23 protein-coding genes are annotated in these 24631 nt (G+C 59.3%); 13 read left to right on the forward strand and 10 right to left on the reverse strand.

The features are described from left to right. Positions 1 to 59: 59 nt before the first annotated feature. The 3 genes from MD273_RS05730 to MD273_RS05740 are packed head-to-tail and all read left to right on the forward strand — an operon-like array spanning position 60 to position 2568. Entirely contained in the window at positions 60 to 560 is a 501-nt protein-coding gene (locus tag MD273_RS05730; protein WP_251068098.1) for a L,D-transpeptidase, read from the forward strand. Positions 561 to 583: 23 nt separating this feature from the next. Further along, complete coding sequence (locus MD273_RS05735) at positions 584 to 1783, forward strand: mechanosensitive ion channel family protein (protein ID WP_239036796.1); 1200 nt, start codon at positions 584 to 586, stop codon at positions 1781 to 1783. Then, a complete protein-coding gene (locus tag MD273_RS05740; protein ID WP_239036797.1) occupies positions 1780 to 2568 on the forward strand; it encodes an S-methyl-5'-thioinosine phosphorylase in 789 nt (262 codons plus the stop codon). The genes MD273_RS05735 and MD273_RS05740 overlap by 4 nt, the downstream gene beginning before the upstream one ends. Here the strand turns inward: MD273_RS05740 and MD273_RS05745 are convergent. Next, on the reverse strand, positions 2543 to 3391 hold the full coding sequence (locus MD273_RS05745; protein WP_239036798.1) for a CsiV family protein: 849 nt from the start codon (positions 3389 to 3391) through the stop codon (positions 2543 to 2545). The genes MD273_RS05740 and MD273_RS05745 overlap by 26 nt on opposite strands. Next, positions 3333 to 6854: a transcription-repair coupling factor gene (mfd, locus tag MD273_RS05750; RefSeq protein ID WP_239036799.1), complete on the reverse strand. Its 3522-nt coding sequence runs from the start codon at positions 6852 to 6854 to the stop codon at positions 3333 to 3335. The genes MD273_RS05745 and mfd overlap by 59 nt, the downstream gene beginning before the upstream one ends. A gap of 214 nt (positions 6855 to 7068) precedes the next feature. Here mfd and MD273_RS05755 point away from each other — a divergent pair, with 214 nt between their 5' ends. The 10 genes from MD273_RS05755 to sthA all read left to right on the forward strand — a co-directional run bounded on the left by MD273_RS05755 (position 7069) and on the right by sthA (position 17508). Then, positions 7069 to 8538 carry a glyceraldehyde-3-phosphate dehydrogenase gene (locus MD273_RS05755; protein WP_239036800.1) on the forward strand — a complete coding sequence of 490 codons (1470 nt, stop codon included), beginning with the start codon at positions 7069 to 7071 and terminating at the stop codon, positions 8536 to 8538. A 322-nt stretch (positions 8539 to 8860) separates the two neighbouring features. Beyond that, positions 8861 to 10207 (forward strand): Na(+)-translocating NADH-quinone reductase subunit A, encoded by a 1347-nt coding sequence (locus MD273_RS05760; RefSeq protein WP_239036801.1) that lies wholly within the window; start codon positions 8861 to 8863, stop codon positions 10205 to 10207. Between the two features lie 4 nt (positions 10208 to 10211). Further along, positions 10212 to 11420: an NADH:ubiquinone reductase (Na(+)-transporting) subunit B gene (locus MD273_RS05765; protein ID WP_239036802.1), complete on the forward strand. Its 1209-nt coding sequence runs from the start codon at positions 10212 to 10214 to the stop codon at positions 11418 to 11420. Then, the gene (locus MD273_RS05770) at positions 11413 to 12216 is read left to right on the forward strand and encodes a Na(+)-translocating NADH-quinone reductase subunit C (protein WP_239036803.1); all 804 of its coding nucleotides are present in this window, start codon (positions 11413 to 11415) and stop codon (positions 12214 to 12216) included. Before MD273_RS05765 ends, MD273_RS05770 begins: the two co-directional genes overlap by 8 nt. 2 nt (positions 12217 to 12218) lie before the next feature. Beyond that, the gene (locus tag MD273_RS05775; RefSeq protein WP_239036804.1) at positions 12219 to 12884 is read left to right on the forward strand and encodes an NADH:ubiquinone reductase (Na(+)-transporting) subunit D; all 666 of its coding nucleotides are present in this window, start codon (positions 12219 to 12221) and stop codon (positions 12882 to 12884) included. Next, the gene (nqrE, locus tag MD273_RS05780) at positions 12884 to 13492 is read left to right on the forward strand and encodes an NADH:ubiquinone reductase (Na(+)-transporting) subunit E (protein WP_239036805.1); all 609 of its coding nucleotides are present in this window, start codon (positions 12884 to 12886) and stop codon (positions 13490 to 13492) included. The genes MD273_RS05775 and nqrE overlap by 1 nt, the downstream gene beginning before the upstream one ends. A 37-nt stretch (positions 13493 to 13529) precedes the next feature. Further along, positions 13530 to 14756, forward strand: coding sequence for an NADH:ubiquinone reductase (Na(+)-transporting) subunit F (nqrF, locus tag MD273_RS05785; protein WP_239036806.1), 1227 nt, complete (start codon positions 13530 to 13532; stop codon positions 14754 to 14756). A gap of 9 nt (positions 14757 to 14765) precedes the next feature. Further along, positions 14766 to 15815, forward strand: coding sequence for an FAD:protein FMN transferase (locus tag MD273_RS05790; RefSeq protein ID WP_239036807.1), 1050 nt, complete (start codon positions 14766 to 14768; stop codon positions 15813 to 15815). A gap of 12 nt (positions 15816 to 15827) precedes the next feature. Continuing rightward, the gene (gene nqrM, locus MD273_RS05795) at positions 15828 to 16076 is read left to right on the forward strand and encodes a (Na+)-NQR maturation NqrM (protein ID WP_239036808.1); all 249 of its coding nucleotides are present in this window, start codon (positions 15828 to 15830) and stop codon (positions 16074 to 16076) included. Positions 16077 to 16116: 40 nt separating this feature from the next. Then, positions 16117 to 17508: a Si-specific NAD(P)(+) transhydrogenase gene (gene sthA, locus MD273_RS05800; RefSeq protein ID WP_239036809.1), complete on the forward strand. Its 1392-nt coding sequence runs from the start codon at positions 16117 to 16119 to the stop codon at positions 17506 to 17508. 49 nt (positions 17509 to 17557) lie between these two features. Here sthA and MD273_RS05805 read toward each other — a convergent pair whose 3' ends face one another. From MD273_RS05805 to MD273_RS05840, 8 genes are all read right to left on the reverse strand, one after another. Next, the gene (locus MD273_RS05805) at positions 17558 to 18388 is read right to left on the reverse strand and encodes a glycerophosphodiester phosphodiesterase (protein WP_239036810.1); all 831 of its coding nucleotides are present in this window, start codon (positions 18386 to 18388) and stop codon (positions 17558 to 17560) included. Further along, positions 18385 to 19512, reverse strand: coding sequence for a 3-deoxy-7-phosphoheptulonate synthase (locus tag MD273_RS05810; protein WP_239036811.1), 1128 nt, complete (start codon positions 19510 to 19512; stop codon positions 18385 to 18387). The genes MD273_RS05805 and MD273_RS05810 overlap by 4 nt, the downstream gene beginning before the upstream one ends. A gap of 14 nt (positions 19513 to 19526) precedes the next feature. Next, the gene (locus MD273_RS05815) at positions 19527 to 19973 is read right to left on the reverse strand and encodes a tellurite resistance TerB family protein (protein ID WP_239036812.1); all 447 of its coding nucleotides are present in this window, start codon (positions 19971 to 19973) and stop codon (positions 19527 to 19529) included. Positions 19974 to 20000: 27 nt separating this feature from the next. Then, positions 20001 to 20966 carry a transaldolase gene (tal, locus tag MD273_RS05820; protein ID WP_239036813.1) on the reverse strand — a complete coding sequence of 322 codons (966 nt, stop codon included), beginning with the start codon at positions 20964 to 20966 and terminating at the stop codon, positions 20001 to 20003. A gap of 117 nt (positions 20967 to 21083) precedes the next feature. Further along, positions 21084 to 22118 carry a tRNA dihydrouridine(20/20a) synthase DusA gene (gene dusA / locus MD273_RS05825; protein WP_239036814.1) on the reverse strand — a complete coding sequence of 345 codons (1035 nt, stop codon included), beginning with the start codon at positions 22116 to 22118 and terminating at the stop codon, positions 21084 to 21086. A 101-nt stretch (positions 22119 to 22219) separates the two neighbouring features. After that, positions 22220 to 23245: an NAD(P)H-dependent flavin oxidoreductase gene (locus tag MD273_RS05830; protein WP_239036815.1), complete on the reverse strand. Its 1026-nt coding sequence runs from the start codon at positions 23243 to 23245 to the stop codon at positions 22220 to 22222. A gap of 37 nt (positions 23246 to 23282) precedes the next feature. Then, on the reverse strand, positions 23283 to 23906 hold the full coding sequence (locus tag MD273_RS05835) for an HPP family protein (RefSeq protein ID WP_239036816.1): 624 nt from the start codon (positions 23904 to 23906) through the stop codon (positions 23283 to 23285). A 109-nt stretch (positions 23907 to 24015) separates the two neighbouring features. Next, complete coding sequence (locus tag MD273_RS05840; RefSeq protein ID WP_239036817.1) at positions 24016 to 24471, reverse strand: acyl-CoA thioesterase; 456 nt, start codon at positions 24469 to 24471, stop codon at positions 24016 to 24018. Positions 24472 to 24631: the final 160 nt, after the last annotated feature.

Consider the following 24631-nt stretch of genomic DNA (forward strand, 5'->3'; position numbering starts at 1 on the left):
TCAGTTCCCTCGGTTAGGCTTCGTCTCTGGCATAGTCCGGATACGGAGCCCGACCGGTTTTGAACCAATCCCCGAAGCAAATCGATCATCTGGCAGTGTCCATCGCTGCCCAGACACTGTCCCTGATTGACGGTCAGGGAGATACCATTGCCAGCTATCCGGTGTCCACCGCCCTGAATGGGCCAGGTGAGCGGGATGGTAGTGGCTGCACCCCCCGCGGCGAACACTACATCCGCGCGATGGTGGGCGAGGGTCTGCCTGAAAATACGGTTTTCAGGGCCCGTCGTCCCACCGGTGAAACCTACAGTCCGGATCTGGCCCGGAAGCACCCCGAACGGGACTGGATCCTGAGCCGCATCATCTGGTTGTGCGGGCTGGAGCCGGGTAAAAACCGCGGGCACGGGGTCGATACTTTCCGCCGCTTCATATACATTCACGGCACACCGGATACCGAGCCCATGGGGGTCCCCAGGTCACACGGCTGCATCCGCATGCGCAATCAGGATGTGATAGCCCTGTTTGGCCGTGTCGAACCCGGGCTCCGGGTTGTAATCCGCTAACCATTTTTCATCCGAGGGAGCCGATGATCGGAGAGCTGCTGGCAACAATCAACGAGTGGATCAAGGGCTATGGGCTGCTGTCCCAGGGCTGGCGCACGGGCATCATCGTGTTTGCACTGGTTTTCGGTACCGCATTTGTAGCGTATGTGGTGAGCCACATCATTCGGGCACTCGAGAACAAGTTCAGCAATACCCGCAACCTCTGGGATGATGCCCTGCTGCACGCTGCCCGGCGGCCGCTGGTCGCCTTTGTCTGGCTCCAGGGCGTCTATTGGGCTGCGGAGGTGGCTCATCACTACTCGAAAGCCGAGATCTTCACAGCCAACAAGAAAGTGCTGGAACTGGGCTTTATCTGGATTGTGGTCTGGGCCTTGCTGCGCATGATCAAAGAGGCCGAGAAGATCCTGGCGTCTCCGATCAAGATGAAGCAGCCCATGGACTACACCACTGTGAACGCGGTGAGCAAGTTGTCCCGGGCCGTGGTCATCATCACCGCTGTCCTCATTGTCATGCAGAGCCTGGGCTACAGCGTGTCCGGGGTACTGGCCTTCGGGGGCGTGGGTGGTATTGCCGTAGGTTTTGCTGCCAAGGACCTGCTGGCCAACTTCTTCGGCGGCATGGTTGTGCATCTGGACCGGCCCTTCAAGGTGGGGGACTGGATCAGATCTCCGGACCGGAGCATTGAAGGCACGGTCGAGCACATCGGCTGGCGGGTAACGACGATCCGGACCTTTGATCAGCGGCCGCTTTATGTACCCAATGCCGCGTTCACCACCATCGCGGTGGAAAACCCGTCGCGTATGTACAACCGCCGTATCTACGAGACCATCGGGATCCGTTACGCGGATGTCAGTCAGATGTCTGACATCGTCTCCGATATCCGGTCCATGCTGGAGAACCACGAAGAGATCGAGACCAAGCGGACCCTGATCGTGAACTTTGTGGCATTCAACAGCTCTTCCCTGGATATCATGGTTTACACCTTTACCAAGACCACTGAATGGGTCCGGTTCCACGAGATCAAGCAGGATGTACTGCTTCGGATCAGCGAGATCATCGAAGGCTATGGCGCCGAGGTGGCCTTCCCGACCCGCACACTGCACCTTCCGGATGGGGTTCGCCTCTCAAGCTCCGACAATGGTGAGCAGGAGAGTGGCGAGCGCTCAGGGAAGGAAGCGGCCGACGGTGGGGAAAAAGCTCAATCGGAAGGAAAGTCAGAATGACCGAAGACTCAAATGCCATGCCGGTCGGTATTATCGGTGGTACCGGGCTGACCACGCTGTCTGGCCTGACCATCACGGGGGAATCCAGTGTCTCAACCGGTTGGGGCGAGCCTTCCGCACCCCTGGTGGAAGGCAGGCTGGGGGAACAGGCTGTGATTTTCCTGTCCCGCCATGGCAATCCGCACCGGATTCCGCCTCACCAGGTCAACTACCGGGCCAATATCCTCGCCCTCTACGAGGCCGGTGTCCGGACGGTTGTCGGGGTGAATGCGGTGGGCGGTATTCACAGGGACATGGGGCCCGCCCACGTTGTCGTTCCGGACCAGATCATCGATTACACCTGGGGGCGGGGCAGCACCTTTTTCGAGGGCGACCTGGAGTCCGTCACCCACATCGATTTCACCTTTCCATATGACGCCGATGCCCGGCAGGCGTTAATCGATGCCGCGCGACGGGAATCGGTACCGTTCTCGGACTATGGCGTGTATGGCGCAACGCAGGGACCAAGACTGGAAACCGCCGCGGAGATCCGGCGTATGGAGAGGGATGGCTGTGACCTGGTTGGCATGACCGGTATGCCGGAAGCGGCACTGGCGGCGGAACTGGGGATGCGTTACGTGTGTCTGGGGTTGGTTGTGAACTGGGCCGCAGGCAAATCCGACCACATCATCACCATGGAAGAGATCGAAGAGGCCATCGAGCAGGGAATGTCCGGGGTCAAGACCATTCTCGCCAGCTCGATGGCTCAGCTCGGGCAACTCAGTCCGTTGCCTCGACCTTCCTGAAGAACACCAGGACCCCGATGGTGGGGGAGTCCAGGAAATGGACTTCCTCGCTGCGCATACGGCGGGTCTCGCGTATCCAGGTTACCAGCTCCAGCGGACGTGAAGCCGGCTGGGCCGCTTGCGGCTGCAGGGAGACGAAGCCGCCGCCCTCGGCTTGTGCCTGCTGCGCTTCGCCACCGGCGGGAGCCGACTGTCCCGTGAACGAATTGGTGCCCCGCTGCCAATGATTGAGGTGGACGTTCACGTGCAGGTAGCGCTGGCGATCAATGGTAATGTGGCCCTCGATCTCCCGCTGTTGAGCGCTGTCAATCCAGTCGCCGATCTCGATTCTCAGGGGGGCGCCCTCATAGTCGGGCGGGAAAGCCTCGTACCAGCCTGCCGTCATGAGCACCCGGTAATTGCCACTGTTTTCCAGTCGTTGCGCTGCGGAATTAAGGTAAAGGTCACGGCGTGGCGCAAGGTCGAGGGTGGTCTGGGCGTTGCCGCTACGGTCAACCACCCAGAGTGCCTCGTCGGTCTGGATGGGTGGTTCCACTTGCTGGTCGGCCATGCGTTCTTCAACGGCCGCGGGATCCACGATGCGTTCAAGAATGACGAACTCGGCGCGGTAATAGTCGTCCGGAATACTGCCGGTGTCTGGCTGTTGGGCGTGGGCCATCATGCTGAACAGTCCCAGCGTGAACAGGGCCAGGGTGCGGCTTGCCTTGGTACTGCAAATAAGGGCGGTCGGTTGCAACGGATTCTCTCCCCGAATCATGCGAGCGTCAGTGCCTGGATTTGCCATCAGCCGGTGCCAGCTCATCCAGCATTTGCGAAATGCCATCGAGTTTACCACCGGTGGAGGCGTCCTTCAGCCTGAACCGGAAGCTGTTCGCCCCCTCAAGCCGATACTGGTCCGGTGCGGATTGCACTTTTTTAACCAGAACCAGCGGGTCGACCGGGGTTGAACCGCCGAACTCAAGGCGTGTCCATTCCTTTCCGGCGTCGATTTTTACTATGCCCAGGGCTTCGGCCTTCAGCCTCAGTTCACTCTGACGAATCAGATTCTTCGCCGGTTCCGGCAATAATCCGAACCGGTCAATCATTTCAACCTGAAGTTCTTTTAATGCTTCCTGGGTGGTCACGCTGGCCAGGCGCTTATAGAGCATCAGTCGGTTATGGACATCCGGCAGATAGTCCTCGGGAATCAGGGCCGGGATCCGCAGGTTCATCTCGGTACCGTGGCTCAGCGGCAGGTCGGCGTTCGGCGTCCGGCCTTCCTTGATGGCCTTCACCGCCTCGTCCAGCAGTTGCATGTACAGGGTGAAGCCGATGGACTCGATCTGCCCGCTCTGTTCCTCGCCAAGCAATTCGCCGGCGCCCCGGATTTCCAGATCGTGGGTGGCCAGCATGAAGCCGGCGCCCAGGTCCTGGGATTCGGAGATGGCGTCCAGCCGTTTCCGGGCATCCGCCGTCATGGCCCGTGGTGGCGGAGTCAGAAGGTAGGCGTAGGCCTGGTGGTGAGAGCGGCCGACGCGGCCACGCAGCTGATGCAGCTGGGCGAGGCCGAATTTGTCCGCGCGCTCGATGATAATGGTGTTGGCGCTGGGGATGTCGATACCGGTCTCGATGATGGTGGTACACACCAGCACGTTGAAGCGTTTGTGGTAGAAATCGGACATGATCTGCTCGAGCTCCCGCTCGCGCATCTGGCCGTGGGCCACGCCGACCCGGGCCTCGGGAATCATGCGGCGCAGATCTTCCGCGGTTTTCTCGATGGTGGCCACATCATTGTGCAGGTAGTACACCTGACCCCCCCGGAGAATCTCCCGCAGGATCGCCTCCTTGGTCATGGCGTCATCCCGCTGCCGGACAAAGGTTTTTACTGACAGCCGTCGGGCAGGCGGAGTGGCGATGATGGACAGGTCCCGCAGGTGGCCCATGGCCATGTTCAGCGTGCGCGGAATGGGCGTGGCGGTCAGTGTCAGCATATCCACCTCGGCCCTCAGGGCCTTGAGCTTTTCCTTCTGCTGAACCCCGAAGCGATGTTCCTCGTCTATAATGACCAGGCCGAGGTTCTTGAACCGGATGTCACCCTGCAGCAGCTTGTGGGTGCCAATGACGATGTCGGCCTTGCCGTTCTCGATCGCGTCGAGCGCCTTGCCGGTCTGGCTGCCGGTCCGGAACCGGCTCAACAGCTCCACCTGGACCGGCGTGTCAGAGAAGCGGTCCCGGAAGGATTCGTAGTGCTGCTGGGCCAGCAGCGTGGTGGGTACCAGTACCGCCACCTGTTTGCCGGACCAGGTTGCCAGGAAGGCTGCCCGCATGGCTACTTCTGTCTTGCCAAAACCGACGTCCCCGCAAACCAGTCGGTCCATGGGGCGCTCACCGGTCATGTCTTCGAATACGGCCTGGATAGCGACTTCCTGATCCGGGGTTTCCTCGAACGGAAAGCCGGCGGCAAAGGCGCGATACGCCTCCTTCGGGTCCTCGAACTGGAAGCCTTTGCGGGCCTCACGGCGGGCATAGACATCCAGCAACTCGGCGGCGGTGTCCCGGATTTTTTCGAGCGCTTTCTGTTTGGCGTGGCTCCAGCGCTCGGTGCCCAGCTTGTGCAGTGGCGCGCTGTCGACATCGGTGCCGGCGTAGCGGGAAATCAGGTGCAGGCTGGAAACCGGCACATACAGTTTCGAGCCGCCGGCGTATTCGAGCATCAGAAATTCATTGGACTCGTCGCCCACGGTGATCGTTTCCAGGCCAAGGTAGCGGCCGACACCGTGGTCGATATGGACGACCGGGGCCCCGATGCGCAGCTCGGAAAGATCGCGGTAGCCGCCGTCGTCCACCTCGGTGGGTTTTTCCCGGCGCCGCCGCTGGAGGACGCGCTCGCCAAACAGCGCGGTCTCGGTGACCAGGGCAAGATGTTGTTCGGGCAACACCAATCCCTGTTCCATCGGGGCAATGGTGATGGCCAGCGGGTGCTGCCCGGAAACAAACGATTGCCAGTCATCCAGGTGGCGGGGGCTCAGGCCATGACTGGAGAGATTCTCGATCAGGGCCTCGCGACGACCGGATGATTCCGCACCGATCAGAACCCGGCCACCGAATTCCGTGAGGAACCGCTTGAGTCGGGCTGCGGGGTCCGCTGCCCGACCGTCCATGGCCACGTCGGGCAGTGGCTGGCTTGGGCAATTAATCGCACCGCTGCCCTCCACGGCCTCTTCCGATGTTGTTACCCGGGGGAAAGCCTTGAGGTGGCCAAAGAGTTCGTCCTGCTGCAGAAACAGGGTGGCAGGCGGCATGATCGGCCGCAGGCGGTCGTGGCGGCGATCCTCGTAACGGTTCCGGGTTTCCGCCTCAAACTGGCTGACCGCCTCGTTCAGGCCCTGGGCGGTAAAGACCAGGGTTTCCCCGGGCAGGTAGTCGAACAGCGTTGCCGTTTCGTCGAAAAACAGCGGCAGGTAGTACTCAATGCCCGGTGGGGTGATGCCGTGGCTCACGTCCTGATAGATGGGCGCATCCCGGTCTGCATTCGGAAACTGCTCGAACCAGCGGTTGCGGAATCCGGACCGCGCTTCCTTGTGCCAGGGGAATTCATAGGCCGGCAGCAGTTCAATGCGGTCTATGCGGTCAATCGAGCGCTGGGTCTCGGGGTCGAAGGTGCGCAGGGTTTCGATTTCGTCATCAAACAGGTCGATGCGGTAGGGCTGGCTGGCACCCATCGGGAAGATGTCCAGGATGGCGCCCCGGACGGCGTATTCGCCATGCTCGTAGACATTTTCCGAATACCGGTAGCCGGCGGCTTCCAGCTGCAGGCGCCATTTGTCTATATCCAGGGACTGGCCGACCTCGAGAATCAGGGTGTTCCCCTGCAGGTAATTGACCGGAGGCAGCCGATGCATCAGGGTCCTGGCGGGCACCACCAGCAGGCCGTGTCGGGTCGCGGGCAGGCGGTGTAATGTCCGGATCCGGCGGGAGGTAATATCCTGGTGCGGCGAAAACAGGTCGTAGGGGAGCGTCTCCCAGTCCGGCAGAGACAGCAGTTCCATGCCTTCCGCGGTGATCGCCGGGGCATCTTCTTCGGCGGGAAGGCCGAGGAAGAATCGCAGAGCCTGCTCCAGTTCAATGGCCTCGCTGGTGCTTCGGGTGATGACCAGCGTCAGCCCGGAATGGCTACGGGCGCTCTCGCAGATGGCCAGCGCGTTACTGCTGCCGTGCAGGTCGCCCCAGGTTCGGTGGTCCGCCGGGCGAGTCGGAAACTTCGGTGCAATCAGCCGGTTATCTGAACTGGAGGGGCCTTGGCTCATGGTCGGTTGGATTCTCCTGAGGTCGGTATCCGGGGCATGGCGAGCGGCGTATTCTACCGCCCGGGAATGACACTGTCATGGCGGCCAGGGCACCGTATCCGGGTATGACCGGAACCTTACGAATTGATGAGCCGATCGTATTTGCCGTTAGCTCGCTTAAGTTGGATAATGTGCGCCCCTGAAATTATTACCAGTGCTAACAGAGGTCCCAACCGTGAGTCACGAACAGATCAACCAGCACCTGTCTAACTGGACGGAAAGAGAATCCACTGCGGAAGCCATGATTCCGCTGATTGGCCGTCTGTACCGCAAGAACAACGTGGTTACGTCCGTTTATGGCCGCGCCATCATCAACCAGTCGGTGATCGACATCATCCGCGCTCACCGGTTTGTGCGCCAGGTGGAAGACAGCGAGCTGTCCGTTCATGACACCCTGCCGATCCTCGAGGCGATGGACAAGCTGGACCTTGGCCGCGCTCACATCGACATCGGCAAGCTGGCTGTGAAATTCAAGGAAGAGGGCGGTGATCTGACCGAGTTCCTGAAGCGGGAGATCGGCCCGGTGGTTGGCCAGTACGCGGCCCAGTCCGAGGAAGATGCCCACAACGACACCAAGGACGTCGTGCTCTACGGTTTCGGCCGTATCGGTCGACTGCTGGCCCGGATCCTGATTGAAAAGGCCGGTGGCGGCAACAACCTGCGTCTGCGTGCCATCGTGGTTCGCCAGGGCGGCGCCGAGAACGACCTCGAGAAGCGCGCCAGCCTGCTGCGTCGTGATTCTGTCCACGGTCCGTTTGACGGCACCATTACCGTGGATGAGAAAGAGTCTGCCCTGATTGCCAATGGCAACTACATCAAGGTGATCTACTCCGACGGTCCGGACAAGGTGGATTACACCCAGTACGACATCCACAATGCCATCGTGATCGACAACACCGGTAAGTGGCGTGACGAAGAAGGCCTGGGTCTGCACCTGAAGTCCAAGGGCGTCAGTCGCGTTATCCTGACCGCTCCGGGCAAGGGCGACATCAAGAACATCGTTTATGGCATCAACAACGACTGGATCACCGAGGAAGACAGGATTCTGTCTGCGGCGTCCTGCACGACCAATGCCATCACACCGGTGCTGAAGGCCATCCACGACGAGTATGGTATCGAGGACGGTCACGTTGAAACGGTTCACTCCTACACCAATGACCAGAACCTGATCGACAACTACCACAAGGGCAGCCGTCGTGGTCGCAGCGCTCCGCTGAACATGGTCATCACCGAGACCGGTGCGGCCAAGGCCGTTGCCAAGGCTCTGCCGGAGCTGAAGGGCAAGCTGACCGGCAACGCGATCCGCGTGCCGACTCCGAACGTGTCCATGGCCATCCTGAACCTGAACCTGGACCAGGAAGTGAGCGCGGAAGCCGTGAACGAGTATCTGCGTGACATGGCGCTGCACTCTGAGCTGCAGAAGCAGATCGACTTCGTGAACTCTCCAGAGGTTGTGTCCACTGACTTTGTCGGCTCCCGTCATGCCGGCATCGTTGATGCCCAGGCAACCATTGCCGGCGGCAAGCGCCTGATCCTGTACGTGTGGTACGACAACGAGTTCGGTTACAGCGCCCAGGTGGTTCGTTGTGTGAACCAGATGGCGGGTGTGACTTACCCGATCTTCCCGAAGCGCGCACGCGACTAAAGTCTTAGCGCCGGTTCGGCGCGATGTGCTTTGAAGAACCCCGGCAGCCTCGGCTACCGGGGTTTTTTACTGCTTTCGGACTACAAAACCATTCCGGTTTCTGGTGGAAATAGGTTTCCTTAATCTCTATAATTGGCGCGATTTTGGGTATGTCTGGCACCCCGTTTCTCATCTTTTCCTGCGTCAAATGCCTGACAGCAGCAATTGCTGTGGTATTTGAACCAAATGGTGCAGCCTACTGGCGCAATCCGCCAGGAAATCTGGGCCGCAGGGGCCGGGCGTTGGAAATCCTTAGATAGTTTCTGATGATTGGACGAGGCTAATGATCAAGATCAAAAAAGGCCTGGATCTTCCCATCAGCGGCGCTCCCGAACAGACCATTACAGACGGCAAGCCGATTCGCCACGTGGCATTGATCGGTTTTGACTACAACGGCATGAAGCCGACGATGGCTGTGAAAGAAGGAGACCGTGTCAAGCGCGGGTCGCTGCTGTTCACGGACAAGAAGACCGAAGGCGTTCGTTATACCTCACCTGCCGCCGGCGTGGTGAAAGAAATCAATCGCGGTGAGCGTCGTGTGTTCCAGTCAATCGTTATCGAGATCGATGGCGATGAGGCTGAGACCTACGCCCGCTACAACGATGCCGACCTTGGTGGTCTGGAACGTCAGCAGGTTGTCGATAACCTGGTTGAGTCCGGCCTGTGGACAGCATTCAAGACGCGTCCGTACAGCAAGGTGCCGGAAATCGATTCCGCTCCGCACTCCATTTTTGTCTCCGTGATGGACACCAATCCGCTGGCTGCGGATCCGACCGTGATCATCGCCGAGAATGCTGCGGCTTTCGAGAAAGGCCTGCGCATCATCTCCAAGCTGACCAGCGGCAAGGTTTTCGTTACCGGCAAGCCCGGTTCCGATGTGTCCGTGCCTCAGGCGGACAATATCGAAGTCCAGCAGTTTGACGGTGTGCACCCGGCCGGCAATGTGGGTACCCACATTCATTACCTGGATCCTGTTTCGGGCAGCAAGACGGTCTGGTCGATCAATTACCAGGACGTGATCGATATCGCCAAACTGTTTGAGACTGGTGAAGTTCCGGTCGAGCGCATCGTTGCTATCGGAGGCCCGAAGGCCCTGAAACCGCGCCTGGTCCGTACCCGCCTGGGTGCCAGCCTGCAGGAACTTCTGGACGGTGAAGTTGCCACAGACTGTGAAGTCCGTGCCATCTCCGGTTCGGTGTTCGGTGGTCGTCGTGGCGACGGACCCTGTGCATACCTCGGTCGCTTTGCCAACCAGGTTTCCGTGCTGGAAGAACAGACCAAGCGCGAGTTTATGGGCTGGTTGTCTCCGGGCCCGAACAAGTTCTCTGTGCTGAACATCTATCTGTCCAAGCTCAACCCGGGCAAATTGTTCAATTTCACCACCACCACCAACGGCAGTGAGCGGGCCATGGTGCCGGTCGGTGCGTATGAGCAGATCATGCCCCTGGATATCCTGCCGACCCAGCTGCTGCGTTCGCTGATTGTCGGTGATACCGAAATGGCACAGAAACTGGGTGCCCTGGAGCTGGACGAAGAAGATCTGGCGCTGTGCACCTTCGTGTGCCCCGGCAAATATGAATACGGTCCGATTCTCCGTGAGAACCTGACCCGAATCGAGATCGAGGGCTAATACGATGGCAATCCGACAGTTTCTCGATGGAATCGAGCATCACTTTGAAAAGGGCGGCAAGTATGAGCGCTGGTATGCGCTGTATGAAGCCGTCGATACCATTTTCTACTCGCCTTCGAGCGTAACCTCCACCACCTCCCATGTGCGTGACGGCGTTGACCTCAAGCGCATCATGATCACGGTGTGGTTGTGTACTTTCCCGGCCATGTTCTTCGGCATGTGGAACATCGGTTACCAGGCCAACAGCTTCCTGGCGGCCAATCCGGATGCCATGGTGGCTGACGGCGGCCTGCGGACTGCCTTCATCCAGGCCCTGGCGGTAACCGGTGCCGGTGCCGGCATGTGGGATAACTTCGTATACGGTCTGGCGTACTTCGTGCCCATTTACTTCGTCACCTTCGTGGTGGGTGGTTTCTGGGAAGTGTTGTTCGCCACTGTGCGTCGCCACGAAGTGAACGAAGGGTTCTTCGTGACCTCCGTCCTCTTTGCCCTGATCTGCCCACCCACCATCCCGCTGTGGCAGGTGGCCCTGGGTATCACCTTCGGTGTGGTGATCGGCAAGGAAGTGTTTGGCGGTACCGGCAAGAACTTCCTGAACCCGGCGCTGACCGGTCGTGCGTTCCTGTACTTTGCCTATCCGGCCCAGATCTCCGGCGACACCGTCTGGACTGCGGTTGACGGTTTCAGCGGCGCGACTGCCCTGAGCTGGGCGGCTTCCGGCGGCCTTGATGCGCTCAAGGAACAGATCGGCTGGATGAACGCCTTCATGGGCACCATTCAGGGTTCCATGGGTGAGACCTCCACCCTGGCCATCCTCATCGGCGGGCTCATTTTGCTGGTGATGAAGATCGCCTCTTACCGCATCGTCGGTGGTGTGCTGATCGGCATGATCGGCATGTCCCTGCTGCTGAACCTGGTCGGTTCCGATACCAACCCGATGTTCGGTGTGCCGGCTCACTGGCACCTGGTCATGGGTGGTTTCGCCTTCGGCATGATGTTCATGGCCACCGATCCGGTATCCGCCGCCATGACCAACACCGGTCGCTGGTGCTTCGGTATTCTGGTGGGCGTCATGACTGTGCTGATCCGCGTGGTCAACCCGGCGTTCCCCGAAGGCATCATGCTGGCGATCCTGTTCGCCAACCTGTTCGCACCGCTGATGGACCACTACGTGGTTCAGGCCAACATCAAACGGAGGCTTGCTCGTGGCTAAAGCTAAAGATACTGTCTCCAGAACCCTGATGGTTGCGCTGGTGCTGAGTATTGTATTCTCGGTTGTGGTTTCCACCGCAGCCGTCATGCTCCGGCCGGCGCAGATCCAGAACCAGAACCTGGATATCAAGACCAACATCCTCTCGGCCGCGGGCATGCTGGAGCCCGGCACCAGTGCCCAGGAGATCGAAGAAAAGTTCGAGCGTTTCGACGTGCGACTGGTTGACCTGGATAGCGGCGAATTCGTGGAGCCTTCCGCCGTTGGCGTGCAGGACCCCATGAAGTACGACATGTACAAGGCGGCCTCTGATCCCCAGATGTCCACCAACATCCCGTCGTCCGAAGACAAGGCCGGTATCAAGCGCCGTCCGAACGTCGCCAAGGTCTATACCCTGAGCGAGAACGGTGAGCTGGTTCGTGTGGTTCTACCGATTCATGGCTATGGCCTGTGGTCCACCCTTTATGGTTTCATCTCCCTGGAGGGAGACTTGAACACCATCGAAGGTCTCGGCTTTTACTCCCACGCGGAGACACCGGGTCTGGGTGGTGAAGTGGACAACCCGCGCTGGAAACAGCAGTGGGTCGGCAAGGAAGTGTATGCCGACAGCCCCAGCGAGCCCCAGATCCAGCTGGTCAAGGGTGGTGTGAATGCTGATGCCCGTGACAAGGAGCATAAGGTTGACGCACTGTCGGGCGCAACGCTCACCAGTCGCGGTGTTCAGCAGCTGGTCAACTACTGGATGGGTGAGCGCGGGTTCGCTCCGTTCCTGAAAAAACTTCGTGAAGGGGAGGTCTGATCATGGCCGGTTCATCAGCCAAACAGGTTCTCTTCGAACCGATCTTCAGTAATAACCCCATCGCCCTGCAGATCCTCGGTATTTGTTCGGCGCTGGCGGTAACCACCAGCATGAGCGTGACTATCGTCATGTGTCTGGCGGTTATCGCGGTTACCGCTTTCTCCAACCTGGCGGTTTCCCTGGTCCGTACCCAGATTCCCGGCAGCATCCGGATCATCGTACAGATGACCATCATTGCCTCCCTGGTAATCGTGGTGGACCAGATTCTGAAGGCCTACGCCTACGAGATTTCCAAGCAGCTGTCGGTATTCGTTGGCCTGATCATCACCAACTGTATCGTTATGGGCCGCGCGGAAGGCTTTGCCATGAACAACCCGCCGCTGCTGAGCTTCCTGGACGGTATCGGTAATGGCCTGGGTTACTCGGTGATGCTGCTGTTCGTGGCTTTCTTCCGGGAACTGCTGGGCGCCGGTTCGCTGTTCGGTGTTGGCCTGCTGCCGGTCGTGAACGAAGGTGGCTGGTACGTGCCGAACGGCCTTCTGCTGCTGCCGCCGAGCGCGTTCTTCATCATCGGTCTGGCGATCTGGGGTCTGCGGGCCTGGAAGCCGGAGCAGGTTGAAGAGCCTGACTACAAGATGTCTCGTCACAAAGCCAAGGAGGCCTTCTGATGGAACACTATATCAGCCTTCTGGTTAAGGCCATTTTCGTTGAGAACATGGCGCTGGCCTTCTTCCTGGGGATGTGCACCTTCCTGGCGATCTCCAAGAAGATCGAGGCAGCGACCGGTCTGGGTATCGCCGTTGTTGTGGTACTGACCGTCACCGTGCCGGTTAACAACCTGCTCTATAACACCATCCTGCGTGAAGGCGCCCTGGACTGGGCCGGTCTGCCCAACGTGGACCTGAGCTTCCTGGGCCTGCTGACATACATCGGTGTTATCGCGGCGATCGTACAGATCATGGAGATGGTACTGGACAAGTACATCCCGGCTCTTTACGCCGCACTGGGTGTGTTCCTGCCGTTGATCACGGTTAACTGCGCCATCCTGGGTGCGTCACTGTTCATGGTTGAGCGTGACTACACCTTCGGTGAGAGTCTGGTGTACGGCTTCGGCGCTGGCCTCGGCTGGGCCCTGGCCATCATCGCACTGGCGGGTATCCGTGAGAAACTCAAGTACAGCGACGTACCGGAAGGCCTGCGTGGCCTGGGCATCACCTTCATTACCGTTGGTCTGATGTCCCTGGGCTTCATGTCCTTCTCCGGCATCTCCCTGTAACTCACCCGGTGATTCGGTTTAACGAAAAGGCGAGACCATGAATACAGAAATTCTTCTTGGCGTGGTCATGTTCACCGTTATCGTTCTGGCGCTGGTCGCGGTTATCCTCGCGGCCCGCTCCAAGCTGGTAAGCACCGGTGACGTGACCATCGAAATCAACGACGATCCTGAGCATACGCTCAAGACCAGTGCCGGCGGCAAGCTGCTGGGTACACTGGCGAACAGCGGCATTTACCTGTCGTCCGCCTGCGGTGGCGGCGGTACCTGCGCCCAGTGCAAGTGCAAGGTTCTGGACGGCGGCGGCGCCATGCTGCCCACGGAAAAGACCCACTTCACCAACCGGGAAGAGAAGGAAGGCTGGCGCCTGTCCTGTCAGGTTCCGGTGAAGCAGGACATGAAGATCGAGGTTCCCGAAGAGTTCTTCGGCGTGAAGAAGTGGGAGTGTGAGGTTGTCTCCAACCACAACGTTGCCACCTTCATCAAGGAACTGGTCCTGAAGCTGCCGGAAGGCGAGGAAGTGGACTTCCGGGCCGGCGGTTACGTGCAGCTCGAGTGTCCTCCGTACGAAATCGACTTCAAGGATTTCGATATTGAGGAAGAGTTCCACGAGGACTGGGACAAGCACGACATCTGGCGTTACAAGGCCGTGAACAAGGAAGACACCATCCGGGCCTACTCCATGGCCAACTATCCGGAAGAGAAGGGTGTCCTCAAGTTCAACATCCGTATCGCCACCCCGCCTCCGGGTACCGATCATCCGCCGGGCATCATGTCCAGCTACGTGTTCAACCTGAAGCCGGGTGACAAGGTCACCGTTATGGGACCGTTCGGTGAGTTCTTCGCCAAGAAGACCGACGCCGAGATGGTGTTCATCGGCGGGGGTGCCGGCATGGCGCCGATGCGTTCTCACATCTTCGACCAGCTCAAACGCCTGAACTCCAAGCGCAAGATCAGCTTCTGGTACGGTGCCCGGAGTGTCCGCGAGATGTTCTACGTGGAAGACTTCGACATGCTGCAGGAAGAGAACGACAACTTCGAGTGGCACGTGGCGTTGTCCGATGCACTTCCGGAAGATAACTGGGAAGGCCCGACGGGCTTCATCCACAACGTGTTGTACGAAAACTACCTGAAGGACCACCCGGCTCCGGAGGATTGTGAGTACTACATGTGTGGACCCCCCATCATGAATGCCTCGGTCATCAAGATGCTGAAAGATCTTGGTGTTGAGGACGAAAACATCATGCTGGATGACTTCGGGGGTTAATCAACTCAGATGACATCCTGCATGTTACGACCCGTCAGGGTGGCCGTGGTCAGCGCCTTTTTGGCGCTGGCCCTGGCCGCTCTGGCGGGTTGTTCGTTTGAGGCCGAGGAAAAAGTCTGGGAAATCTCCGGTGGCGTGTTTGGGACCAGCTACCACATCAATGTCGTATTGACCGATGACCAGCAACGTCTGGAGAATCTGGCCAAGGGCATTGAGGCGGAGCTGGAAAAGGTCGATGCCGCGATGTCGACCTGGCGGGAGGATTCGGAGCTGTCGCAGCTGAACCGCATGCCGGACCAGAGTGAGTGGACCGGAATATCCGGGCCCCTCCACGAGGTTCTAGCCAAGGCTATAGAGGTATCCGAACTCACGGGTGGCGCCTTTGATGTTACCGTGGGCCCAGTGGTCAATCTCTGGGGATTCGGACCCCGGGCCCGACCGGAGAAGGCTCCGGAAGAGCAAGAGCTGGCGCGGGTCTTGTCCGAGACAGGATATGAAAAGCTTGAGCTTCGCAACCAGCCGCCGTCCCTGCGGGCGGCACAGCCGCAATACATTGATCTGTCGGCCATTGCGAAAGGCTACGGAGTCGATGTGGTCGCCCGCTACCTCGACAGTGAGGGGGTGAACGCTTACCTTGTAGAAATCGGCGGCGAAGTCCGCGTGCAGGGGCGCAAACCCGGCGGCGATGCCTGGCGTCTGGCTATCGAGCAGCCGGTATCGGAAGGACGGCAGGTCAACCGCGTGGTGGCGCTTGAGAACAGGGCGATGGCGACTTCCGGAGATTATCGTAACTATTACGAATCGGAAGGACGGCGCTATTCCCATACAATTGATCCTGAAACCGGAAAACCCATCACCCACAATCTGGCCTCGGTAACGGTATTGGCCGAGGACTGTATGACCGCCGATGCACTGGCGACCGGATTCAACGTGATGGGCTTTGAGCGCGCTCACGCGCTGGCAACGCGGGAAAATATCCCCGCCTATTTCATTATCAGGACGGAAAACGGCTTTGAAACGCATCAGACGCCGGCCTTTTCCTCCTACGTGATCCAGTAAAGGGAGGGCAACATGGGTACCTTTCTTCTAGTTTTGTTCATCGTGATCCTGCTGGTGGCGGCAATGTCCATCGGCGTCATGTTCGGCCGTAAGCCGATCAGCGGTACCTGCGGCGGCATCGGCGCTCTGGGTATCAGCTCTTCCTGCGATATCTGTGGCGGCAATACCCAGAAGTGCAAGGAAGAGAACGAGCGGCTGGAGAGCGAAGCCAAGGGCGCTGAAGATCTGGCCTACGACGCCAGCAGCGCTGATCGTCACTAAATAAAAATTTTCACGACGTAGATAAGGAGTCACTGCGCGCATGGCAGAACATCATTACGACGTCGTCGTTATCGGCGCTGGTCCGTCCGGCGAAGGCGCGGCGATGAATGCGACCAAACACGGCAAGCGTGTCGCGATCATCGAAGACAAGCCGACGGTCGGCGGGAACTGCACCCACTGGGGCACCATCCCGTCCAAGGCGCTGCGTCACTCGGTCAAGCAGATCATCACGTTCAACACCAACCAGATGTTCCGTGATATCGGTGAACCGCGCTGGTTCTCCTTCCCGAGGGTTCTGCAGAATGCGCAGAAGGTGATTGGCAAACAGGTCAAACTGCGGACCCAGTTCTATTCCCGCAACCGGGTGGACCTGATCAACGGCCGGGCAGCATTTCTGGACCGGAACCGCATCGAGGTCCGTGGCAACAAATCGGTCGAGACCCTGCATTTCAAGCAGGCCATCATTGCCACCGGGTCACGCCCGTACCTGCCGCCCGATGTGGATTTTCGCCACCACCGGGTCTATAACTCCGACACCATCCTGAATCTCTCCCATACGCCGCGCACCCTGATCATCTATGGTGCGGGCGTCATCGGCTCCGAGTATGCTTCCATCTTCGCCGGTCTGGGCGTGAAGGTTGACCTGATCAACCCGGGCAGCCGGTTGTTGTCGTTCCTGGATGACGAGATCTCCGATGCTCTGAGCTACCACCTGCGCAACAATGGTGTTCTGGTGCGTCACAACGAGCAATACGAGTCCGTGGTGGGCGACGATCACGGTGTGGTGCTGTCACTGCAGTCCGGCAAGAAGATTCGCGCCGATGCCTTCCTGTGGTGTAACGGCCGTACCGGCAACACGGATAGCCTGAGCCTCGAGAACATCGATCTGGTACCGAATGGCCGTGGTCAGCTCGCGGTAGACGAGCATTACCGGACCGAAGTGGAAAACATCTACGCAGTGGGTGACGTGATCGGCTGGCCCAGCCTGGCCAGCGCAGCCTACGACCAGGGCCGTTCCGCGTCCTCGGATATCGTCAAGGATGAGTATTTCCGGTTTGTGTCGGACGTGCCGACCGGCATCTATACCATTCCGGAGATCAGTTCTGTCGGCAAGACCGAGCGGGAACTGACCGAAGCCAAGGTGCCGTATGAAGTGGGGCAGGCTTTCTTCAAGGACCTTGCCCGCGCCCAGATCACCGGCGAAGCGGTGGGTATGCTGAAGATCCTGTTCCACCGGGAGACCCGCCAGATCCTGGGTATCCACTGCTTTGGGGACCAGGCCGCCGAGATCGTCCACATCGGCCAGGCGATCATGAATCAGGAAGGGGAGGCCAACTCCCTGAACTACTTCATCAACACCACCTTCAACTACCCGACCATGGCCGAGGCCTACCGGGTGGCGGCGTTGAATGGGTTGAACCGGATTTTCTGAGATTGGCGTGAACATGGGGTCAGATGAAGGCTTTCATCTGACCCCAGCTTCAGGCCGGACCTTCCCCGGGGCTCAGATGAAAGCCTTGATCTGACCCCATTTTCATCTCCGCTTCCCCGCGCACGGCCTCCCGCGCCGGCAATTGCAACAACGCCCGAGCCCGATTATCGAAAAACATCCGGGTACTCGTCGGGTAATCGGTGATAATGCTGTCCACGCCCAATTCCTCAAGCTGCAACATGTCGTGGATACGGTTCACGGTCCAGGTGGATACATGCATACCCCGACGGTGGGCCAGGTCGACCATGTCCCTGCTCAGGATTTTCCAGTTCGCACAGAAATACTCGCAACCCAGTCGGGTGGCAATGTTCAGCGGCCGGGGAAATTTCCGCTCTGCCACCAGCCCGGTGCGGATGTTCTTGTCACGACGGCGGATTTCCCGCAGGAACCAGGGATCGCTGGAGGTAACGGCGGCTCTCTGGTAAAGGTCCCGCCGTTGGATGACTTCGGTGAGCCGGTTGCACAGGATGTTCAGACGCTGGCGGGCGTCCTTCTTGACCTCAAGCTGAAGGTGCTCGAGGTCGTCGAATTCGTCCAGCAGTTGTTCCAGAGTGGGAATACCCACCTTCCTCGGCCAGGAGCTGGTGTTGCGGCGGGCATCCATATCAGCCAGTTCGGCAGCTGTGTAGTTACAGACTCCGCCCTTGGCGCCGGTCGTGCGGTCCACTGTCAGGTCATGGACGAGCACCGGGATGCCGTCCTTTGACAGAACCACATCCAGCTCGAAATGCCGTATGCCATGGCGATAGGCGTGAATGAACCCGGGCAGGGTATTCTCCGGGGCCTCGCCCTTGGCTCCCCGATGTCCGTAGACGATCATTCTGCTGCTGAATCCCTCAGACGCTGGTAAATGTCCTGCCGCTTCTTCCAGGTTTCGTGGCAGAGGCGGATATCTTCAAGATAGGCCGGAAGTTCGTTCATCAGCAAGGCCTGAGGCCCATCCACCAGTGCTTTTTCCGGTTTCGGGTGGAAGTCCACCAGCACCATGTTGGCGCCGGCAATGACGCCCTGGGCAGTAGCATGCATGACATCCAGAATGCCATCGGGTGACGCATCGCGGCTGCCAACCGAGTGGGAAGGGTCGACACACACTGGCATGCGGGTCAGACGCTTGACGGCCGGAACGTGGGCAAAATCCACCATGTTACGGTGTGGATTGCCCGCTTCGGTTTTCATGCCGCGAAGGCAGAAAATCACGTTGGAGTTCCCTTCGCTCGCCAGGTATTCGGCGGCGTTCAGCGATTCGTTCAGGGTGATACCAAAACCGCGTTTGAGCAGTACAGGATAGGTACTCTGCCGGCCAATCGCTTTGAGCAGCTCGAAGTTCTGGGTATTCCGGGTGCCCACCTGAAGCATCACGCCGGTGGGGCGCCCCAGTTTCTCAAGGCAGGTATCGATTTCCTCGATGTGGCTCTCGTGGGTAATCTCCATGGCGATCACCTTGATGCCATGCTTGCCCGCCTTCTCGAACACCCAGGGCAGACAGCCCTTGCCATGGCCCTGGAAGGAATAGGGGTTGGTCCGCGGCTTGTAGGCGCCCATGCGGGTGCAGACCTCGCCATGCTCCTCGAGCGCCTGCATCATCATCTCGACATGCTCAGGCACATCCACGGCACACAGGCCGGCGAAGATGTTGAGGTTTTCCTGGTTGAAGTCCACACCGTTGTAGTTGAAGCCGCTCTGGCGCAGGTCATCCCGGTGTCGCCCCAGAATCCGGTAATCCTCGGAAATGCGAATGGCCCGCTCCACGGCGGGCAGGGCTTCAATTTCTTCCTTGTCCAGGGATTTGGTATCGCCCAGCAGGTAGATCTCCGTCAGACGCTGACTGGCGCCCTGAACCTCGTGCACACGCAGCGACACGTTCGGCAGGTTCTCCAGGTAGTGCATGGTCTGCCGGTAGGCATCGCTGTCCAGCGCCGTATTGGGGTGAAGAATCGCTAGCATGGTATCTCCTTGTATTAACCGGCCCCTTCGGCCCGGTGCCGCGCCTGCATGTATTCCCTGTGGTTAAGATGAAGCAGGTCTGCCATACGGCGAATAAGGTGTTCTTCGTACTTGTCGATGCGCCCGTCGGCCAGGGCCACGTGCCAGATGCTCTCCAGCAGGACCTGTTTCTGCTCCTGGTCCAGGTGATCGTTGATCTGGCCGGTAAACTCATACAGGGAGGTGGCATCTTCGGCATGGGCGAGGGCATCCTGGAGGATTTCCTCCGCCTCTTCCCGTGTCACCTGATGGGCCTTGACGGCACAGTCGACAATGGTTTTCAGCTCCCGCTCGTCCTCATCGTTATCCACCCTGGATAACTGCACCATCAACGCCGTGGCGGCGACCGCGAGCTGGTGGGCGTCCGGTTTGACCGGCTCGGATTCGGGAACAGCAAACAGTTTCTTCAGGCGCTCGATCATCGTTGGTTACTTCTTTTCTTGAGTGACTCAGGCGGCCCTGGCCAGTTGGCGCACCCTGTTTTCCAGTTCGATCTGATCGGCCGTGAACCGGCGAATGCCATCAGCGAGTTTCTCGGTGGCCATCGCATCCTCGTTGGACTCCCAACGGAAAAGTTTTTCGTCGATGGAACCGAACCGGTCGTTGGAGTTTGCGTTGTCCGGGTGTAACTGGCGGTTGAGAGCACCGGAGTCATCCTGAAGATTCTGCAGCAGGGCCGGGCTGATGGTCAGTTTGTCACAACCGGCCAGCATCTCGATCTCACCGGTGTTACGGAAACTGGCTCCCATAACCACGGTGTTGAAGCCGTTGGCCTTGTAGTAATTATAGATGCGGGTTACTGAAAGCACGCCGGGATCTTCCTCGGCCGGATAGCTGTCGCGCCCGCTGTTGGCCAGGTGCCAGTCCAGAATGCGGCCGACGAACGGCGAAATCAGGTGTGCACCGGCCTGGGCGCAGGCGGCGGCTTGGATGAAAGAGAACAGCAGGGTCAGGTTGCAGCGGATCCCTTCCTTCTCCAACTGCTCGGCGGCGCGGATGCCCTCCCAGGTAGAGGCGATCTTGATCAGCACCCGGCTGGTATCCACACCCTGGCGGTCATAGAGCTCCACGAGACGACGGGCCCGCTCCAGGGTGCCGGCAGTGTCGAACGACAAACGGGCGTCCACTTCCGTGGATACCAGGCCCGGAATCAGGCCCAGAATCTCCTTGCCCGCCAGAACAGCCAGCATGTCGGTGGCTACCGTAAGCTGTTCCGCATCGGAACCACCGTGCCGCCGGGCTTCAGCCACGGCTTTGTCCAGCATCGGGCGATAGGCCTCGGAAGCTGCTGCCTTCAGAAGCAGTGACGGATTGGTGGTGGCATCTTCGGGGCGCCAACGGGCGATGGCATCGATATCGCCCGTGTCGGCGACCACGGTGGTCATGGTCTTCAGTTGGTCAAGCTTGCTGGTCATTCGTCCTGTCGTCCCGGTTGTACGTTGTATCAGGCATCCATCTCCGGGGTGCCGGTGTTTTCCCTACAATAACGGGGTGTTCTGACAGGAACAAGACAACAAAAGGTTAGGATTGGGTCAGCTTTCGGCAACAGTCTCCGGCTCAGGCAACCGGACCTTGGCCAGGGCCGCCTGGATGACCTCGAGGCCACTGCCGGGCTTGTGGGCATTTTCACTGATATGGCGCCGGAACTGGCGGCCACCGGGCATGCCATGGAACAGCCCCATGATATGCCGGGAAATATGGGTGAGATAGACGCCCCGGTCCAGCTCCTGCTGGATGAACGGGAACATCGCTCTCAGTGCCTCATGTCGGTTTGCCACAGGGCAGGGTTCACCAAAGAACTCCGTGTCCACGCCGGCGAGCAGCCAGGGGTTGTGGTAGGCCTCGCGACCCAGCATTACACCATCGGTGTGGCGCATATGCTCGTGGCATTCCTCGAAACTCTTGATACCGCCGTTGATGATGATCTCCAGGTGCGGGTAACGCTCTTTCAACCGGTAGACCCAGTCGTACTTCAGCGGCGGGATGTCGCGGTTCTCCTTGGGGCTCAGGCCTTCGAGGATCGCGATACGGGCATGTACGATAAAGGTCTGGCAGCCTGCGGCGGAGACTTTCTCGATGAACTCGCACAGTTCGTCCCAGGACTCCCGGCCGTTGATGCCGATGCGGTGCTTGACGGTGACCGGCAGGTCGGTGGCGTCAATCATCGCCGCCACACCTTCGGCGACCTTGTCCGGATGGCCCATCAGGCAGGCGCCGATCATGTTGTTCTGTACCCGGTCACTGGGGCAGCCAACATTCAGGTTCACCTCGTCGAAACCGAACTGCTCAGCGAGCTTTGCGCAATGGGCCAGCTCGCCCGGATCGCTGCCGCCAAGCTGCAGCGCCAGCGGATACTCGGAAGGATCATGGCGCAGGAAGCGTTCGGTATCGCCGTGGATCAAGGCACCGGTGGTCACCATCTCCGTATACAGCAGGGCACGCCGGCTCAGGATCCGCGCCAGGTAGCGGAAGTGCGGCGTGGTCCAGTCCATCATTGGTGCCACGCAGAAACGGCGGGACAGGCCGGAGTTTTGGCGAACGGCATCCAATGTGGGAGTTGCGGACATTTCGGTAACCTATCTACGGAAAACAGTTGTCAGTACGAGAATCTGAGCGCCATAGTTTAACAGGGTTGGCAGGCTGTTTGCCGTAAGGCTTTGGCGAAGTCTCAGCGCACAAGTCCTTCCAGAACCTCGGCTGCCGGCTTCTCCCGGCATCCCGAGGCGTTCTGCCCACACCACAAGGGTGAAAAGTCTCCGGAGCCGGTTGCCTCAGCGGCAGCCCGAAGTGGCGCAATGGCACTGGTTGCGAGAGGAAAGGCAGGAGCCTCCGGGGAAACAGGGCCCAGCTCCCTTATGACACGGTTCACGATGCCCCGGGCTGGCCCGCCGGAGAACAGATTGGTGATTGCGGTATGCCGGGCTTGAGAGCTTTTTAGCGCGTCACGGTGAACCGGTTTGGTGGTGGCCTCCGGGCAAAGCAGGAATGCCGTGCCGACCTGGGCTGCGATTGCTCCGAGATCGAGTGCAGCTTTCACACACTGCGCATCGGCAATGCCACCGGCGGCAATGACCGGCACCTTCACAGCGGCTACGATCTGGGGCAACAGGGCAAAGGTGCCCATCTGCGTGGTCATGTCCCTGGTCAGGAAAATACCGCGGTGGCCACCGGCTTCAAGGCCCTGGGCAATAATGGCGTCAGCACCATGCTGCTCCAGCCAGAGTGCTTCCTCCACCGTGGTCGCAGTCGACAGGATCCTGGCGCCCGCTTTGTGCACCCGTTCAACCAGGGCAGGTTCCGGCAACCCGAAATGGAAACTCACCACTGCCGGACGGAACTCCTCCACCAAGGCGGCGGCTTCTTCATTGAACGGCATCCGGCCCGGCCCTGACGTTATGGAATCAGGATCGATGCCGAATTCCTGATAATAGGGCGCCAGTGACTGGCGCCATCTCCGCTCGCCGTCCGCATCCGCTTTTGGCGGCGTGTGGGCAAAGAAGTTGAGGTTGAAAGGTCGGTCGGTGGCAGCTTTCAGGGCTTCAAGTTCCGATCGCAGCGCCTCCGCGCCCAACATGGCGCAGGGAAGAGAGCCCAGGCCACCGGAATTCGAGACGGCGGCGGCCAGCCTGTGATCCTGAACGCCGGCCATGGGTGCCTGGATGATGGGAAATTCGGTTCCGAAAAAGTTCAGCATAATCTGTTCCCGTTCTTTGGCCCCGATCCTCAAGGCCTCACTGCAATGACATTCTCGTTGCCTGTGCTGCGGTACTGGTCGACCATACCGGATAAGGAATGCCGGCGAGGCGGTTCATCATAAAGGCATGAACGAGTAGCAGGGCGACGCCGGCCATAAGTATAGGCAGTTGGGCAGGATCCGGCATCAGTCCCAGGGACACAATCAGAGCCGTTGCACCGGCGGGCGGGTGCGCCACCCGCAGCAGCACCATCAGGCACCCCGTCAGGCCCAGCGAGAGCGACGCAGCTCCCACCCGGGCCAGATCGACGCCGGTCGTGAAGGCGGAAGCGTGTCCCTGCAGGCCGAAGAGGTACAGGCTGAGCAGTCCGGCCAGTGCTCCGATCAGATGCCCGCAAAGCGTGTTCCTCGGGGAAGCGGGCTGGGCAAGCGGGACATAGAACAGGATGAAGGCGGTGGCACCAAGGGAGGGGAAGATGAAGGCTTCCTGCGTCACCAGGGCCACGAACGACACCAACGCGATGCTGAGACCGCCATTGATCAGGTTGAACACTGCCATCACGGTGGTTCGACTGTAACGGCTTGCGAGTCGTTCCAGGTGTAAGGCCTGAACCAGCCCCTTAGCCAGTTGCCAGCGCAGCTGCTCGTTCCTGAGTCCCATAGACCTTCCGGTTGCCCTGAATTGGTGCATTGAAAGGCGCGAGATCCTAAACAATGAGGAATATCAAGGCAAACAGGTATTATCGATAATGCTTAACGACTCGGGAAACTTATTCTTCCCCTGCGTGGCTGATCAGCACCCCCGGTGCGCCTTGCTCCAACTGTGCCCGGATATGATCCGGAATGGCCACCTTGGACATGCTCGATGAGCGGATCATCACATCGGTAATGTCAGCATCAGCAATAAACTGGCCATCCCCGTAGCGATAGAACTCCAGATGCAGGGTGAACGACGTGTTGCCGATGCGCCCGGTGCGAATCCTTGCCTCCAGCACATCATCAAACCGCGCAGGCGCTTTCCAGTTCACTGTGAGGCTCACTACCTGGACGTCCAGATCCTGGTCCAGCAGGCGCTGGTAATCACCGAACACGGCCCTGATGTATTCGTTGACGGAAATATCCACGAAATCCGCATAGCGGGCGTTGAAGACGACGCCCTGGGCGTCGCATTCGCCGTAGCGGACTCGGAAGCGGAATTTGAAAGGGGAGTTGTTGTTTTCAGTCATGGTTCACTAGTGCGGTTGAATGAGGTTCAAGGCTAACCGATTCCCGAGTTGATGCAACTTGGCCATCTCAGGACCTACTGGTAACCTGGTTCGTAATAATGCGGAACGAATTAGTAGTAAGGAAACTGTCCCATGTCCGATACGCGAGGCTATTACGAAA

Source organism: Marinobacter sp. C7 (genome assembly GCF_022343555.1).
GTDB lineage: Bacteria > Pseudomonadota > Gammaproteobacteria > Pseudomonadales > Oleiphilaceae > Marinobacter.

Bases quoted from the DNA above. Each gene is read 5' to 3' on its own strand.
- nqrF (WP_239036806.1), top strand. From the start codon at position 13,530: ATGAATACAGAAATTCTTCTTGGCGTGGTCATGTTCACCGTTATCGTT.
- MD273_RS05740 (WP_239036797.1), top strand. From the start codon at position 1,780: ATGACCGAAGACTCAAATGCCATGCCGGTCGGTATTATCGGTGGTACC.
- nqrE (WP_239036805.1), top strand. From the start codon at position 12,884: ATGGAACACTATATCAGCCTTCTGGTTAAGGCCATTTTCGTTGAGAAC.
- mfd (WP_239036799.1), bottom strand. From the start codon at position 6,854: ATGAGCCAAGGCCCCTCCAGTTCAGATAACCGGCTGATTGCACCGAAG.
- MD273_RS05790 (WP_239036807.1), top strand. From the start codon at position 14,766: ATGACATCCTGCATGTTACGACCCGTCAGGGTGGCCGTGGTCAGCGCC.
- sthA (WP_239036809.1), top strand. From the start codon at position 16,117: ATGGCAGAACATCATTACGACGTCGTCGTTATCGGCGCTGGTCCGTCC.
- MD273_RS05735 (WP_239036796.1), top strand. From the start codon at position 584: ATGATCGGAGAGCTGCTGGCAACAATCAACGAGTGGATCAAGGGCTAT.
- MD273_RS05745 (WP_239036798.1), bottom strand. From the start codon at position 3,391: ATGGCATTTCGCAAATGCTGGATGAGCTGGCACCGGCTGATGGCAAAT.
- MD273_RS05805 (WP_239036810.1), bottom strand. From the start codon at position 18,388: ATGATCGTCTACGGACATCGGGGAGCCAAGGGCGAGGCCCCGGAGAAT.
- nqrM (WP_239036808.1), top strand. From the start codon at position 15,828: ATGGGTACCTTTCTTCTAGTTTTGTTCATCGTGATCCTGCTGGTGGCG.
- MD273_RS05810 (WP_239036811.1), bottom strand. From the start codon at position 19,512: ATGCTAGCGATTCTTCACCCCAATACGGCGCTGGACAGCGATGCCTAC.
- MD273_RS05840 (WP_239036817.1), bottom strand. From the start codon at position 24,471: ATGACTGAAAACAACAACTCCCCTTTCAAATTCCGCTTCCGAGTCCGC.
- MD273_RS05835 (WP_239036816.1), bottom strand. From the start codon at position 23,906: ATGGGACTCAGGAACGAGCAGCTGCGCTGGCAACTGGCTAAGGGGCTG.
- MD273_RS05775 (WP_239036804.1), top strand. From the start codon at position 12,219: ATGGCCGGTTCATCAGCCAAACAGGTTCTCTTCGAACCGATCTTCAGT.
- dusA (WP_239036814.1), bottom strand. From the start codon at position 22,118: ATGTCCGCAACTCCCACATTGGATGCCGTTCGCCAAAACTCCGGCCTG.
- MD273_RS05830 (WP_239036815.1), bottom strand. From the start codon at position 23,245: ATGCTGAACTTTTTCGGAACCGAATTTCCCATCATCCAGGCACCCATG.
- tal (WP_239036813.1), bottom strand. From the start codon at position 20,966: ATGACCAGCAAGCTTGACCAACTGAAGACCATGACCACCGTGGTCGCC.
- MD273_RS05765 (WP_239036802.1), top strand. From the start codon at position 10,212: ATGGCAATCCGACAGTTTCTCGATGGAATCGAGCATCACTTTGAAAAG.
- MD273_RS05760 (WP_239036801.1), top strand. From the start codon at position 8,861: ATGATCAAGATCAAAAAAGGCCTGGATCTTCCCATCAGCGGCGCTCCC.
- MD273_RS05815 (WP_239036812.1), bottom strand. From the start codon at position 19,973: ATGATCGAGCGCCTGAAGAAACTGTTTGCTGTTCCCGAATCCGAGCCG.